Annotated in this window: 12 protein-coding genes; 6 read left to right on the top strand and 6 right to left on the bottom strand. The window is 68.6% G+C overall.

Features of this window, described 5'->3' with window-relative positions:
- Position 1: 1 nt before the first annotated feature.
- From OG804_RS15910 to OG804_RS15895, 4 genes are all read right to left on the bottom strand, one after another.
- Positions 2-994 carry a branched-chain amino acid ABC transporter permease gene (locus OG804_RS15910; RefSeq protein ID WP_328387318.1) on the bottom strand — a complete coding sequence of 331 codons (993 nt, stop codon included), beginning with the start codon at positions 992-994 and terminating at the stop codon, positions 2-4.
- Positions 994-1,869 carry a branched-chain amino acid ABC transporter permease gene (locus OG804_RS15905; protein WP_328387317.1) on the bottom strand — a complete coding sequence of 292 codons (876 nt, stop codon included), beginning with the start codon at positions 1,867-1,869 and terminating at the stop codon, positions 994-996. Before OG804_RS15905 ends, OG804_RS15910 begins: the two co-directional genes overlap by 1 nt.
- On the bottom strand, positions 1,866-3,068 hold the full coding sequence (locus OG804_RS15900) for an ABC transporter substrate-binding protein (protein WP_328387316.1): 1,203 nt from the start codon (positions 3,066-3,068) through the stop codon (positions 1,866-1,868). Before OG804_RS15900 ends, OG804_RS15905 begins: the two co-directional genes overlap by 4 nt.
- A 100-nt stretch (positions 3,069-3,168) precedes the next feature.
- A complete protein-coding gene (locus OG804_RS15895; RefSeq protein ID WP_328387314.1) occupies positions 3,169-3,852 on the bottom strand; it encodes a TetR/AcrR family transcriptional regulator in 684 nt (227 codons plus the stop codon).
- Between the two features lie 255 nt (positions 3,853-4,107).
- On the opposite strand from OG804_RS15895, the gene OG804_RS15890 reads away from it, so the two are divergent.
- The 5 genes from OG804_RS15890 to OG804_RS15870 all read left to right on the top strand — a co-directional run bounded on the left by OG804_RS15890 (position 4,108) and on the right by OG804_RS15870 (position 10,492).
- Positions 4,108-5,232 carry a tryptophan 2,3-dioxygenase gene (locus OG804_RS15890; protein WP_328387312.1) on the top strand — a complete coding sequence of 375 codons (1,125 nt, stop codon included), beginning with the start codon at positions 4,108-4,110 and terminating at the stop codon, positions 5,230-5,232.
- On the top strand, positions 5,222-6,268 hold the full coding sequence (locus OG804_RS15885) for an amidohydrolase family protein (protein ID WP_328387310.1): 1,047 nt from the start codon (positions 5,222-5,224) through the stop codon (positions 6,266-6,268). The genes OG804_RS15890 and OG804_RS15885 overlap by 11 nt, the downstream gene beginning before the upstream one ends.
- A 93-nt stretch (positions 6,269-6,361) precedes the next feature.
- On the top strand, positions 6,362-7,660 hold the full coding sequence (locus tag OG804_RS15880) for a cytochrome P450 (protein WP_328387308.1): 1,299 nt from the start codon (positions 6,362-6,364) through the stop codon (positions 7,658-7,660).
- A 48-nt stretch (positions 7,661-7,708) separates the two neighbouring features.
- Positions 7,709-9,070: a GNAT family N-acetyltransferase gene (locus OG804_RS15875; RefSeq protein ID WP_328387306.1), complete on the top strand. Its 1,362-nt coding sequence runs from the start codon at positions 7,709-7,711 to the stop codon at positions 9,068-9,070.
- 81 nt (positions 9,071-9,151) lie between these two features.
- Positions 9,152-10,492 carry an FAD-binding oxidoreductase gene (locus OG804_RS15870; protein ID WP_328387304.1) on the top strand — a complete coding sequence of 447 codons (1,341 nt, stop codon included), beginning with the start codon at positions 9,152-9,154 and terminating at the stop codon, positions 10,490-10,492.
- Between the two features lie 201 nt (positions 10,493-10,693).
- Here the strand turns inward: OG804_RS15870 and OG804_RS15865 are convergent, their stop codons facing one another.
- The gene (locus OG804_RS15865; protein ID WP_328387302.1) at positions 10,694-11,377 is read right to left on the bottom strand and encodes a TetR/AcrR family transcriptional regulator; all 684 of its coding nucleotides are present in this window, start codon (positions 11,375-11,377) and stop codon (positions 10,694-10,696) included.
- Positions 11,378-11,490: 113 nt separating this feature from the next.
- Between OG804_RS15865 and OG804_RS15860 the strand changes: the two genes are divergently transcribed.
- Positions 11,491-12,987 (top strand): MFS transporter, encoded by a 1,497-nt coding sequence (locus OG804_RS15860; RefSeq protein WP_328387300.1) that lies wholly within the window; start codon positions 11,491-11,493, stop codon positions 12,985-12,987.
- Between the two features lie 170 nt (positions 12,988-13,157).
- On the opposite strand, the gene OG804_RS15855 is transcribed toward OG804_RS15860, so the two are convergent.
- Positions 13,158-14,858: a DEAD/DEAH box helicase gene (locus tag OG804_RS15855; RefSeq protein ID WP_328387298.1), complete on the bottom strand. Its 1,701-nt coding sequence runs from the start codon at positions 14,856-14,858 to the stop codon at positions 13,158-13,160.
- Positions 14,859-14,870 lie beyond the last annotated feature (12 nt).

Here is a 14,870-nt window from a genome sequence, read left to right as displayed (position 1 = left end):
GTCACCTCCTGTCTCGGGGCCGGGACGGTATGAGCCGGGTGGAGATCCGGCGGGCCCAGCCGATGATTCCGCCGGGTGCGAGCAGCAGGATGACCAGTACGACCACGGCCAGCAGCAGCTCGCCCGAGCCCTGGTAGCCGGGCATGTTCAAGGTGACGGCCACGACGATCAGCGCACCGAGCGGCGCGCCCCAGGCCGATCCGCGGCCACCGATGATCGGCATGAAAATGGCGAGGAACACCAGGTCCAGACCGAAGGTCTCCGGGGTCACCGCCTGTACCGATACCGTGAACAGCGCGCCGCCGGTGGAGGCGATCGCCGCGCCGACCGCCAATGCCACCACTGTCAGATGGGTCGGGGAGATGCCGGCGGATTGCACCGCGGGAGCGCTCTCGCGGGCGGCGGAGAGCGAGATGCCCCAGGCGGAGCGACGGAGCCGGTCGATCAGGACCGCTACCGCGCAGACGAATACGATCGCGGCCACCACCTGGGCGTAGCGCGGCGGTTCCCAGCCGAACAGCGACGGAACCGGGATGGCGGAGATTCCCGACGCACCGCCGGTGACGGCGGTGGCGTCGCCCAGCCAATGTTCGAAGGCGATCGCGAAGAGCAATGTCACGGCCGCGAGATAGAACCCGGACAGTTTCCGGGTCGCCACGGCGATGACGAGGGCGACCGCGGCGGCGATCAGCATGCCGGCGAGCCAGCCCCACCACGGTGACAGGCCCTGTTTCACCGAGAGGTAGGCGACCGCGTACGCGCCGATGGCCGCATAGGCGCTGTAGGCCATGGACAGTGAGCCGGCCAGCACGAACGGAAGGTACATGCCCAGCGCGACCAGGGCGTAGGTGGCGGCGAGGAAGACGAGGTCCTGGCGGTACAGGCTGGGCCCCATCCAGAGCAACACCACGACGACGACCGCGAGGCAGGTGGACAGTTCGGCGAGCAGCGCCCGTGCGGTAGGTCTGGTGGTTGTGATCGCGGCAGCACCCATCACACACGCACCTTTCGTTGGAACAGGCCTTCGGGACGGAACGCGAAGAACACGAGGGCGATGAGGAAGATGGCGATCGAACTGCCGGTCGCGCCGAAATAGAAGGCGCCGAACACCTGGACGCAGCCGAGCAGGAGTCCGCCTATCAAAGGCGCCCAGGGTTTTCCGGTGCCGCCGACGACGAGGGCGATGAATCCGGTGAGCGTCCAGGACAATCCGCTGGTGAACTGGGCGCCGGATTTGGCGGCGAAGACGATTCCGGCGAGGGCGGCGATGGCTCCGGAGAGACCGAATGCCCACAGCCGGACTCTGTTGACGTTCACGCCGATCATGCGTGCGGCTTCGTGGTTGTCACCGACCGCGCGCAAGAGCTGGCCGGTGGCGGTGAGCCGCAGCCAGAGCACAGTGGCGGACAGTACGACCGCGGTGACCAGGACAATGGCGGCCGTGGTGCCCTGCACCGCCACCGACCCGACGCGGAAATCCGGCAGCGGGATCAGCGCGGCCACCGAGACCGGCGTCCGGCCGAAGATCGTGCCCGCGAGCTGCTGGATGGCGAACAGCGTGGCGGTGACGGCGACCAGCGCGGGAAGTTCCGCGCCGCCGGACCGGCGTTGCACGGGCCGGACCACGACGACTTCGGTCAGCAGTGATATCCCCACTGCGACAGCGACTCCCAGGGCCGCGCCGACCAGGACCGGCACTCCCCAGTGGGCGGTCGCGTACCCGGTGAGCACGGCCGCGGCCATCGCGTACGGGCCGGCGGCGAAGTTGAAGAACGAAGCGCCCACGACGACCAGATAGATCGACAGGGCGACCAGGGCGAAGAAGCAGCCGATCTCGGCCGCGGCAAGCCACAGCTGTGGGTCGCTCATCGCTGCGCTCCCTTGTTCGAGCACTGCGGCTGGTATTCCGACCAGGGCCCGGCGGGTGTGTTGTCGCTGCCGAACTCGATGAGCACCAGACCGCAGGCCGAGTCCGGGGCGATGTGTTTATCGGGTGAGAACGACAAGGTCAGCGGTGATTGACCGAAACTCGCCGGAACATCGCGGATCTCCTGCATGGCCCGGTTGAGCAGGTGCGGATCGGTGTGTGTTCCCGCGAGCTCGATGGCCCGCGCGAGGAGCATCACCGAGTCGTAGGCCTGCGCGTCGTAGGCCGTCAGTGAGTAGCCGGGCCCTTTGACGGTTCGCAGCCAGTTCTGCAGTTCCGCGGTCCGGCGGTTGTCCGCGCTGAGGCTGCCCATATAGACGAGGCCGTCGAGGGCGCCGGGCTGGGCGAGTTTCCAGGACGCGGGCTGGTTTCCGATCGAGGCCAGCGAGAAGCGCTGCAGGTCGGGCGCCAACCGGTGCACGGTGTTCTGCGCGAGCAGCTCGAAGTTGCCGCCGACACTCGCGACGAGCACCACGTCCGGATCGCTGTCGAGCAGTCTGCTCACTCCGGCCGTGAGATCGGCGGCGTCCACGGCGGCTTTCTGGGTGCCGACGATATCGATGCACTTGCGGAGCCGGGGATCCAGAGTATTGAGGATTCCGGAGATCGCGGGACTGGAATCGGCTATCACGCCGAGCCGTTTCCGGCCCTGCGCCTCGAATGCCCCGCAATAGACATCCGCGTATTGGGCCAGGGGGTTGGGGGCCATGTAGGCGAACTCGTTGCCCGGGGGACCGGCGACGGTGTCGGTGAGCGCTGTGGGCGCGATGGTGACGATCCCGGTGGATTGCGAGATCTGTTTGGCCTGCAACGCCGATCCGCTGCCCGTCGACAGGATTATCGCGGAGGCGCCCTGGTCGACCAGCTTTCGAATGACAGAGGGGGTGTTCGTCGGGCTGCTCTCGTCGTTCTCCACGACCAGCCGGACCTCTTTGCCGTTGATCCCGCCCGCGGCGTTGATACGGGCCACCGTCGCGCGGACGGTGCTACCGGCGATCGTCGAATAGGACGCTCCCGGGCCGGTCGAATCCTCGTCCATGCCGAGGACGATGTAGTCGTCCACCGGCTCGTGGACCTGGGCGCAGCCCGCGAGCGCCACGGCGGCGGTCGCGATCCAGCACAGCATCCGGGTATGTCTCATAGGGCAACCACCAATCAAGCAAGCGCTTGGCCACAGCCAAGCGACTGCTCGATAGTGTGTCCCGTGTCACTGCGCCTGTCAATGGTTGCGGCGCATTCGCCTACGGCTCGTGCAGCAGGGAGTCCGACAGTTTCTCCAGCCGACGCTCGATACGGTCGAGTCGATCGACGATCGACCGATCGTCGGCCGCCGGCCGGGCGCCCGTGCGTGCGCCGGGCGCGGCGCCGCCGTCGACGAAGGCCGCCAGCACGGTATCGGTGACCTCGTCACGTCGCTCGTCCAGGTGTTCGCGGTGATAGCGGATCGACCACCACACGCCCTCGCGGAGCATCCGTGCGAACTCGACCGGATCGAGACCGGCACGCAGTTCGCCGCAGGCGCTCGCCTTGGTGGCGGCGGCGATCCAGAAGGTGTGCGCCTCCCGGACCGCGGTCGCGATCGCCGCGGGCGCGTCGGGGCCGTGATAGGCCCGCTCGTTCTGGTAGATCTCGGTCGCGTACGGGTGTGCCCCGGCGATCTCGATCGACGAATGGACCAGGGCGCGAAGCTCCTCGCGCATTCCGTTGACGTGCGGGAGAACCGATCGGTAGCGGGCGTTCAGATCGGTCAGGAAATCGCTGAGGATCGCGAACGCGATCGCATCCTTGGACGGGAAATGATGGTAGAGGCTGCCGGACAGCATGCCGACGCCCTCGGCGATATCGCGCACGCTGGTACCCGCCACTCCGTGCTCGACGAAGAGCCCCGCGGCTACGCGCTTGATCTGGTCTCGGCGGTTACCCATTCGCCAATGCTTACCGGCGTCGTGGTCCGCTGTCGAGGCAACGCACGCTGGGCCGGGTACTGCAGTGGCGCCCGTCGGCGGCTCGAGCGGGCGCCCCGGTCCGCTCGTGGTGACGGCTCGGCAAACGGACAGCGCACGCCTGGTTGCGCGGAATTATCGTGCGGAAGTTCCGGCGGTCGGCGATGTCCGTTCCGCTAGTCGAATGCCCAGCCGTGGGAAGTTTTCGCCGCCGATTCTTATTACTCGCCTGCTTGAATGCCCATAGAGCGTCAAATGTTGAGGAGTGCCCAGTGCCGACTTCACCGATTCGTCGGCCGGACGGATTCGAATTCCACGGGGCTTATTCAGAAGGTCGGCACGGATTCTCCGATCCTCGAGCGGCGGCCCGAACTTCCGAATCACCGCCTATATCAGTCGAATTCGTGCGGATTGCCCACCTCGGTCTGTCGCGGCGACGAGAGGCGGCGCCACCACCTCCTCGAGACCGCCCGGGAGCGACCGGTGTGCCGGCCCGCCGGGACCCGACCGGCAGTCGGCCGCGCGGTCGCGTTCTGCCGCCCGCCTCGGTGTGGCCGACGTCTCAGTGGGCTCGGATCCAGAGGGGCGGAATCCGCTGTGGGTACTGATGAGGGCAGGTCAGCCTATGTGGAGTACCTAGGTTTGGCGCGGATACTCGATGCGCAGCGGATCCGCACGCAACCGGCAGAGCACGACGAGATGCTCTTCATCATCTTCCACCAGGCGACCGAGTTGTGGTTCAAGCTGCTCCTGCACGAGCTGACCGCGACACGAGAGGCGTTCCGCACGGACGGGCCCGTGTTGCCCGCGCTGGCACGCGCCCAGCAGATCTTGCTGCTGCTGGACAATCAATGGCTGGTGCTGGACACATTGACTCCCACCGCTTTTCACCGTATACGGCCGTTTCTCGGCCCCGCGTCCGGGATGTTTTCCGAACAGTATCGGGCGCTGGAATTCCTTCTCGGAAAACGACATTCCGGTTGGCAAGATATCGCCCCGGAGTATTCGGCCGGTCCGAGTCTGTTCGATGAGCTGATCGGCTATCTGCACCGGCGCGGTCACGCGGTGCCGGAGAGCTATCTCGAACGGGATTGGCGCTGCGGCCGTGAGACGACCCCGGAATTGCTCGGGGTATTCCAGGGCATCTATGCCGCGGGGCATCACGGTGTCGAATACGAGATCTGCGAGCAACTTTCGGGCATCGACGCATACCTGCGGCTGTGGCGGCAGCGGCACCTCGAGATCGTCCGGAAGCATATCGCCGACGCGCCGGGAACCGGCGGAACCTCGGGTGCGGGATACCTCAGCCGGACCATCGACGCGCTGTACTTTCCCGAACTGGTGAAACCGCATGATCTTTGATCTCCTCCTCACCGCCGACGCCGCGTGGCTGGGGGAGCGAACACTGGCCGGACCCACCGCAGTCGGCGTGCGCGGCAGCGAGATCGGCTGGATCGGGCCGTCCAGGGATGCACCGAGCGCCGTAACTCGAACGCATGTCGACGGGGTGCTGCTGCCCGGGCTCACCGACCATCACGTGCACGCCGCAATGATCCGACCGGAACAGTTGCTGGCCGCGGGCGTGACGACCGTGCTGGATCTGGGTTGGGCTCCCGATGAGATCTGGCCGCTGGTCGATCGCGCGCGATCCGATCCCGCACTACCCCATATCCGTGCGGCCGGCCCGTTCCTGACCGCTCCCGGCGGCTACCCTTCCCGGCAGTCCTGGGCGCCACCACGAGTCGCGATCGAGGTCGAGGATCCCGTCTCCGCGATCCGGGCTGTCGAGTCGCTCGTCGCGCGTCGCCCCGCGACGATCAAGGTCACGCTCAACTCGGAGGCCGGGCCGGTCGTCGACGACGCCACCTTGAATGCCGTCGTCGGTGCGGCGCGCGCCCACGGCATCCCGGTCACCGCGCACACTCAGGGCCACGGTCAAACGCGGCGAGCGTATCTGGCCGGGGTCCGGGTGCTCGCGCATACGCCGTGGACCGAAGAGCTCGACGACAGCCTCGTCGCGGACCTGGCCCGCGATACGACGATCGTCTCCACGATCGATATCCACGGGTGGGGCGAGCACACCCGAGACCGTCGCACCGCCCTGCACAACCTGCGTCGTTTCCACAGCGCGGGAGGCACGGTGCGGTACGGCACGGACCTCGGCAACGGCCCCCTGCCGATCGGGGTGAACATCCGCGAGATCGCCGCGCTCACCGATGCCGGGCTGAGCCCTGTCGAGATACTGCGGGCGATCACGGGAGCGCCGTTGCGCCCCGGCGCCACCGCTGATGTGAGCGTCGTGCCCGCCGATCCGACCGCGGATCCCGCCGTCCTCGGGCAGGCGAAGGCGGTCCTCAAGGCCGGTCGACCCGTCCCGGCCCGGGCGGACGGGGACTGACATCGAACTCGTACGCGGCGCTGCGGTCGGACTGTCCGGCACGCGTCATCCCGTCATCCGTATTTCCGATCTCTGTCGTATGAAGAGGATTTGATGTCCGATCTGGAGAAGGCAGCGGCGGCGGTCGGCACTCTCGCCGGCGCGCCGCAGGACCCGTTCCCGGCCTACGCTCAGCTGCGCCGGTCCGCGCCGGTGTTCTTCGACGATGCACTGGACATGTACCTGATCAGCCGGTACGAGGACTGTCACCGGGTGTTGAGCAGTCCGCAGGTGCGCGTTCCCGATCATCAGTGGCACGACCGCATCCTGCCCGACTGGCGGGCTCATCCGGCGGCCGTCTGGTGTTTCACCAGCCTGCCGTTCGAGGGCCATGCGAGTCATGCGCGGATCCGGCGGCTGGTGAACAAGGCCTTCACCAAGCGTCGAGTGGAATCCCTGGTGCCCGCGATACAGCAGGTGGTCACCGGGCTGCTCGACACACTCGAGGAACAAGGCTCGGGCGACACCGTGGTGGATCTCCAGGACGTGGTCGGATTCCGGCTACCGGTAGCGGTCATCGCGTCCCTGGTGGGGGTGCCCGACACCGATCTGCCGAGGTTCCGCTGGGTTTTCGGCGATATTCTCCGGGTGATGGATCTGGTCGTCGACGACGCGACCCTGGCCCGCGCGGACGCCGCCATGGTGGAGGTGCGCGACTACTTCACCGAGCTGCTGCGATATCGACGCGAGCATCCGGCCGACGACCTGGCCTCCGGTCTGCTCGCGGCATCCGACGAAGACGGTGACCGGCTCACCGAAGACGAGCTGCTCAGCCTCGTCATCCTGCTGTTCACCGCCGGCTTCGAAACCACCACGCTGACCATCGGCACCGGTACCTACGCGTTGCTCTCCGATCCCGGCCAGTACGCCCTGCTCCGCGACGACCCCGCGCGGGCGGCGGGCGCGGTGAGCGAGGCGCTGCGCTGGGACTGCGCGCTGCACCGAGTGATACGCGTGACCGACCGGCCGGTGCAGATCGGTGCGGTCGAGGTTCCCGGCGGCTCGGTGATCGCGCCGCTGCTCGGCTCCGCCAACCGGGACCCCGAGGTGTACGAGAACCCGGACCGGTTCGATATCCAGCGCGCCGGGCCGCGGCCGTTGACCTTCGGCGGCGGCGCGTACGTATGCCTGGGCAACGCACTCGCCCAGACCGAGCTGGAGGTGTACTTCGCCGAACTGAGCCGCCGGTTTCCCCGGCTCGAGCTCGCCGGAGAGCCCGAACGCCGGCGCGGCTACGTCCGCGGTCTCGACACTTTGCCGGTGACCCTGGGACGCCCTGCCGTCGCTCCGGCGGTCGGCGCGGGGCCCGGAACTCTGTCATGTCCGCATCACTCCGCGGGCCCTGTCGGCTGACCCACGGACCGGAAGGTCAGCACATTGCCCCAGCCCACTGGAGGAACCATGTCCGACGAGCGACCACCCACCCCGGCACGGCTCCCACGGGAGCTTGCGGACGGTCTGCAGTTGCGTCACGCCGTACCGGGAGACCGCGATGCGCTGGGCGATCTGCTGGCCGCCGTGCACGCGGCCCCGGACGGCAGCCCGAACGCCGCCGTCCGGCGCTGGCAGCGGGACCTGTTCGACAAGGGGCATCCCACGATCGGCGCCGACGATATGTTCGTGGTGCAGGATCGACACGGCGAACTGGTGTCCAGCTTCCTGATGGTCCCGCAGACCTGGTCCTACGCGGGGGTGCCCCTCGGTGTCGGGCTCCTGGAACTGGCGGCCACCCGGCCGGACCATCGGGGCTACGGCCTGTCGAAGATACAGCTGAACGCCCTGCTCGAGGCGAGCACGCGGCGCGGAGACCTGATCCAGGGGATCACCGACATCCTGTCCTTCCGCGGTGACACAGGTCTACTGCCCGCGATCACCCAACGGGCCGGCCGCGGTGGATACCTGCGGGATCTTCCCGTCGCTACCGGCGGCGAGCCGGTAGCGCCGCGGCCCGCGACAGTCGACGACATCGCGTTTCTCATGGACACCGAAGCCCGGGCGATGAGCCGGGGATTATTGGCGTGCGTGCGCGACGAGGTTCACTGGCGGCACGAGCTGGGCGGGCGCAGCGCCGACAGCATGGTCCACAGCGACATCCTGATCATCGAGATGGCCACCGGGCCAGTCGGATACGTGGTACTCGGCTATGGCGGCACCCCCAGCTTTCCGATCCCCAGCTGGCTGCCCGGATTACCGTGCCCGGAGCCGGCCGTATCGATCGCCCGCTTCGAATTGAGGCCGGGCGTCTCGTGGTTCGAGGTCGTTCCCAGCGTGCTCCGGCAACTCACCCTCCCCGGCCAGGAGTCTCCGGAGAGCTACCTGCTGTGGCTCGGCCGGGAGCACCCTGCCTACGAGGTGCTCGGCGACCTGCTCGTCCGGCGTCCGCCCGAGATCGGCTGGTTCCTGCGGGTGCCCGACGCGCCCGCCCTGCTCCGTGCGATCGCCCCCGTTCTGGAACAGCGGCTGATCGGCACCGCGGCCGAAGCCTTCACCGGTGAGATTCGTATCGACCTCTACCGCTACGGCATTCGCCTCTCCTTCGACAACGGCATCCTGCGCGCGGTGGAGAGGTGGCCGGGCCACAGCCGGCGGGCGTCGGACGCCTCGCTGCCCGAACAGATGTTCCATCAGATCGTCTTCGGTCATGCCACCTGGGACGAACTGGCTCGGGCCTTCCCCGACAGCCGCCTGCAGACCACCCGCGGCAGCGTGCTGCTCCCACTGCTGTTTCCCGTGCAGTCCTCGGATATCTGGCCGCTCATCTGACACCCGCCGTCGGCTGGCCAGACCCAGTCCGCCCAACGACCGATCAGCGCTTCGAACCGCTTTCGTGACAGGAGAACCTCAATGCCCGTCGATTTGGGAAAAGCGATGGCCGAATTCCACGGCCGGATCCTCGCTCCCGGCCATGACGACTACGACGCCGCCCGCGTCATCTGGAAGGGCATCGACCGGCAGCCGGCGCTCATCTTCCAATGCGCGGATGTGCCCGATATCCAGCGAGTGCTCGAATACGCCCACGGGGCCGGCCTGCCTTTCGCGGTGGCGGGGGCCGGGCACGATGTCGCGGGCAGATCGGTTCCCGACGGCGGCATCGTCTTGTCCACCGCCGCACTGCGCGACATCACGATCGACCCGGTCGGCAAGGTCGCCCGCGTCGGCGCCGGGGTCCAGTGGGGTGAGCTGGCGGCAGCGGCTCATCCGCACGCGCTGGCCACGACCGGCGCGGCATCGGCCTCTGTCGGGGTGGCCGGTTTCTCGCTGCACGGCGGGTACGGGTTGTTGATGCGCAGTTGCGGGACCGGATGCGACAACATCATCGAAGTCGACATGGTGACACCGGACGGCACCCATCGGACCGTCAACCAGCACACCGACCCGGACCTGCTGTGGGCGGTACGCGGCGCCGGCGCCAACTTCGGTGTCGTCACCTCCTTCACCCTTCGCCTGCACAGCGTGCCGCGGGTCACCGTCGGCGTCGTCTCCTATCCGGTGGCGCAGGCCCGCGCGGTCCTGCGGGTGTACCGGGAGATCACCGCGACCGCGCCGAACGAGCTCGTCACCGACTTCTATTACAAGGTCAACCCGGACGGGACCCGCACCGCCAGCATCGGAGTCTGCTTCAACGGGGCCCGTGCCGATGCCGAACGCGCGCTCGAACCGCTCAGCGCGCTCGGCCTGCCCTGGCGCGAGGCCTTCCACGAAGCCGACGCCGTGGAATTGCACGCCCTGCACAACACCAGCACCCCGTACGGCCCGCGTTACCATCTGCGCAGCCACTATCTCGACGAGTTGACCGACGAGGTCATCGACCTGATTCTCGACCAGGGGGAACGGATCACCGCGCCGCTCACCGGGATATTCCTCGAACATCTCGGCGGTGCGATCGCCGCGGTGGCCCCGGACGCCACCTCCTTCCACGGCCGCGAAGCCCGCTACTCCTTCCTGGCCATCGCGGGGTGGAACGAGCCCGAAGACGATGACACCCACAAGGCCTGGACCCGGGAGCTCAGCAAGAATCTGGGGCCGCTGGCGATGGACGCCTGCTACGCCAACTACCTCGACGACGACGAGGACCACCGCATCCCCAGCGCCTACGGCCCCGGATACGAACGCCTGCGCGCGCTCAAGCAGATCTACGACCCGACCGACCTGCTGCGCGGAAACCGCAATATCGCGCCGGCCTGACAGCTCCGTCGCCGCGGGCGTGGCACAGCGGCGGGCGTGGCACAGCGGCGGGCGTGGCACAGCGGCGGGCGTGGCACAGCGGCGGGCGTGGCACAGCGGCGGGCGGAGGCCGACCCGACCGCCGCTCGCCCGCACCGGCCGTGCGGCGGTGGTGAACGGGTCGATCAATGATGCCGGTCGCGTCCGGCGACGAACCGACCGTCAGCGGCGGCGGCCGCTGCAGGGGGCGGTTCGCGCGCTCTTCGCCTGATCGACCTCATCGTCGGTGAGGGCGCGGACCGGTAGCTCTCGGCGCGCGACATTGTCGGCGCGGATTCCGTTGAGCGTGATCGCCATATAGCGTCGCCAGATCTCGGGGTTGATCGGCTTGGCGAATTCGGCGAGGCCGTCGACCATATGGATCATCGCGAACAGGTCCGAGGGTTCGATATCGGGCTGTAGGACGCCCGCGTCGCGGGCCCGGTCGACTATCCCGCCGACGGCCGGTTTGACCCGGTCGCGCAGGCAGTGGAAGCGCTCGGTGTCCAGGTCGAGTTCGAGGATTACCTCGCTGAACCCGCGATTGGTCGCCAGATGGGTGCAGGCGTATTCGACGAACTGCACCAGGCCGAGCCAGGGGTCGGGGTGGCGTTGGCTCGCCTCGGCGGCCTCGGCGAACTCTCCGATGTGCTGTTCGAAGACCTCGGTGATGAGTTCTTTCTTGTTGGCGAAGCGACGGTAGACCGTGCCCACGCCTACGCCCGCGCGCTCGGCTACGTCGTCGAGGGTGATCTCGAGCCCGCGATCGGCGAACAGTTCGCGGGCGGCCTCGACGATGCGTTGGTGATTGCGTGCGGCGTCGGCGCGCAGACGCCGTGGTGCGCGCAGGGTCGTGGCGTGTTTCACAGTCGCAGTCTACCAACGCGGGGATTAAGTGGAGGCCAGTTCTCCGTTATTGTGTTAGCGTTCATAGAAGCGGAGAGTACTCCTCCGTTTAATCCATTCTTTCAAGGGGCGAGATGACTACCACGATCGATCGCGGTCCATCCGCGCAGGAAATACCGTCAGGCAGGCGCGGCTCGCACGCCCTGCGGTGGTGGGTTCTCGCCGTCCTCGGCCTGGCCCAGCTCATGGTCGTGCTGGACGCGACCGTCGTGAACATCGCGCTGCCGGAAGCGCAGCGCGATCTCGGCTTCGACGACGCCAGCAGGCAATGGGTGATCACCGGTTACGCACTGGCCTTCGGCAGCCTGCTGCTGCTCGGCGGCCGGCTCAGCGATCTGTTCGGCCGGCGCAATACCTTCATCATCGGCCTGATCGGCTTCTCGGTGGCCTCCGCCATCGGCGGCGCGGCCGCCAACTTCGAGATGCTGGTCGCCGCGCGCATCGGCCAGGGTGTTTTCGGTGCGATCCTCGCGCCGGCCGCCCTGTCGCTGCTGACCGTCACCTTCACCGAACCGTCCGAACGGGCCAAAGCCTTCGGCATCTTCGGCGCCGTCGCCGGTACCGGCGGCGCGATCGGCCTGCTGTTGGGCGGAGCGCTCACCGAATGGGCCTCGTGGCGCTGGGTGATGTTCGTCAACCTCGCCTTCGCGGCCGTCGCGCTGGTCGGCGCGGTGCTGCTGCTGGCCAAGCATGTCGCCGGGACGCGTCCGCGGCTCGACATCCCGGGCACGGTCGTGGTCACCGCCGCACTGTTCGGCATCGTCTACGGGTTCTCCCATGCCGAGAGCAACGGCTGGACCGATTCGGTCACGCTGGCGTTCCTCCTCGGCGGCGCCGCGCTGCTCGGGCTGTTCGTCTGGCTGGAGACCCGGGTGGCCCACCCGCTGCTGCCGCTGCGCATCGTGCTCGACCGCACCCGCGGCGGCGCCTACCTCGCGGTGTTCGTCATGGGGATCGGGATGTTCGCGATCTTCCTCTTCCTGACCTATTACATGCAGCTGACGCTGGGATACTCGCCGATCATGACCGGTGTGGCGTTCCTGCCGATGGTCGCCGCGATGATCGCCTCCTCCACCACGGTCCCGTCGTTGCTGCTGCCGAAGGTCGGCCCGAAGGTGGTCGTCAGCGGTGGATTCGCGATCGCCGCGGTCGGTATGGCCTGGCTGACCCGAATCGGTCTCGACACCGGTTACGCGACCCATATCCTGCCCGGCCTGGTTCTGCTCGGCCTCGGCCTCGGCGGGGCGATGTCGACGGCGTTCCAGAGTGCCACCGCCGGCGTGCACCACGACGACGCCGGTGTCGCGTCCGCGATGATCAACACCAGCCAGCAGGTCGGCGGTTCGATCGGCACGGCCCTGCTGAGCACCATCGCGGCCTCGGCCGCCAGCGACTACCTGGGCGCCCGGACGCCGAACCAGCTAACGGTCGCGCAGTCGGCGATCGAGAGCTACACCACCAGCTTCACCTGGGCCGCGGGCGTGTTCATCGTCGGCGCGGTGGTGCTGGGACTGCTGATGCCGAGCACCCTTCCGGCCCCGGCCGAAGGGGAACCGGTACTCGCGCACTGAGCTCACGAACCGAATCCGCCCGCCTCCGCGTATCGCGGGGGCGGGCGGTTCGCTGTCCGGCCGAATGCCGTGGGGTTCGTGCGGTTTCGCGGCGGGTGGGACTCACCGGCGTGCCACGGTCCCGGCGGCGACGCTGCCGGGACCGGCGACCGGCTACGAGACTGTCGCGCTCATCCGGCCGGTCGGGTCGCGCGGCGCGGCCGCCGCTGTCCCCGCGCCGAGTCGGCGTGACCGGACACAGACTTCCCGCCACCGGTACGAGCCGGATCCGCGGTCCGCTTCGCGCCGGATACCGGCTGCTTGCGCGCGGCCGTGGCGGGCTGGCGTGCTTCGTGGCCCGCCGCGGTGGCCCGGTTCCCGGACCGGCCCGCGGCGTTTCCGCGCCGGCCGCTCGATCCGCGCGCCCCGGCGTGTTCGGCCGCGCCGGACCGTTCCCCTTGACGCGATCGCCGATCGGCGCTGTCCGGCCGGTTCCGGTCGCCCACGGATTCGCGGCCACCCGACCTCGTCGAATCGATGTGCCCGCCCACACGTTCGCCGCCCGCGCCGCGCCGGCCGCGCGTGCCACGCTTGCTGCCACCGCCACCGCGCTGGCCGCCGGTGGTCGCACGGGTGGATTCCGGCTCTGCGCCGGTCTGCCGTGTCCGGGCGGCCGCCGGGGCCTCGGCGGGAACCGAGAAGTCCGCGAGACCGGCGATGACCGGTGAATCAGGGGTCGCCGGGCGCGGGGTCACGTTGATACCGGCCTTGCGCAGCAGCACCGCGACGTCCTTGCGCTGCTCGGGCAGCACCAGCGTGACCACTGTCCCGGCGGTGCCGGCGCGGGCGGTGCGGCCGGAACGGTGCAGGTAGGCCTTGTGCTCGGCGGGCGGGTCGACGTGCACCACCAGTTCGAGGTCGTCGACGTGGATACCGCGCGCGGCGATATCGGTCGCGACCATCACGCGGGCGGTGCCCGCGGCGAATGCGGCGAGATTACGGTCGCGGGCGGGCTGGGAAAGGTTCCCGTGCAGATCGACGGCCGAGATACCCGCGCGCGTCAGTTCGCTGGCGAGCCGGCGGGCGTGGTGCTTGGTGCGCATGAACAGGATGCGCCGGCCGCCGCCGGCCGCCAGTGCCCGGACGAGTTCCTTCTTCGCCGCGGCGCCGGCGACCTCGAAGACATGGTGTTCCATCTTCGGCGGCGGGGCGGCGGCTTCGTCGACGGAATGCGAGATCGGCGCGCTCATGAACCGGTCCACCAGTTTGCCGACGCCGTTGTCCAATGTGGCCGAGAACAGCAGGCGCTGCCCGCCGCGCGGTGTCGCGGCGAGGATCCTGGTCACGCCGGGGAGGAACCCCAGGTCGGCCATATGGTCGGCCTCGTCCAGCACCGTCACGCGCACCGCGTCCAGCGAGACCGCGCGCTGTTTCATCAGGTCTTCGAGCCGGCCAGGGCAGGCGACGACGATATCGACACCTTGTTTGAGGGTCTTGATCTGACGGTTCACCGGTACACCGCCGAATACGGTGGTGACCCGCATGCCCCGGCCCTCGGCCAGCGGCGCGAGGGTGGCGGCGATCTGCGTCGCGAGTTCACGGGTGGGCGCGAGGACCAGCCCGGTGGGCCGCCCCGGTGTGCGCACCGCGTCGGCGAGAAGTGTGACCAGCGGAATACCGAACGCGAGGGTTTTCCCGCTACCGGTTTTCCCGCGGCCGAGAACGTCGCGACCGGCGAGGGTGTCGGGCAGGGACGCGCTCTGGATGGGGAAGGGCTGGGTGATACCGCTGTCCGCGAGCTTGCGGACGATATCGGCGGGCACGCCGAGGTCGGCGAAGGACTGCACGGCAGCAGTGTCGGCAGACTGCACGGCAGCAGTGTTGGCAGGCATGAAGGTATTGGC

The sequence above is a fragment of the Nocardia sp. NBC_00416 genome (assembly GCF_036032445.1).
Lineage (GTDB): Bacteria > Actinomycetota > Actinomycetes > Mycobacteriales > Mycobacteriaceae > Nocardia.
The sequence above is the reverse complement of the archived record's forward strand: the minus strand, read 5'-3'. Positions and strand labels throughout refer to the sequence as shown.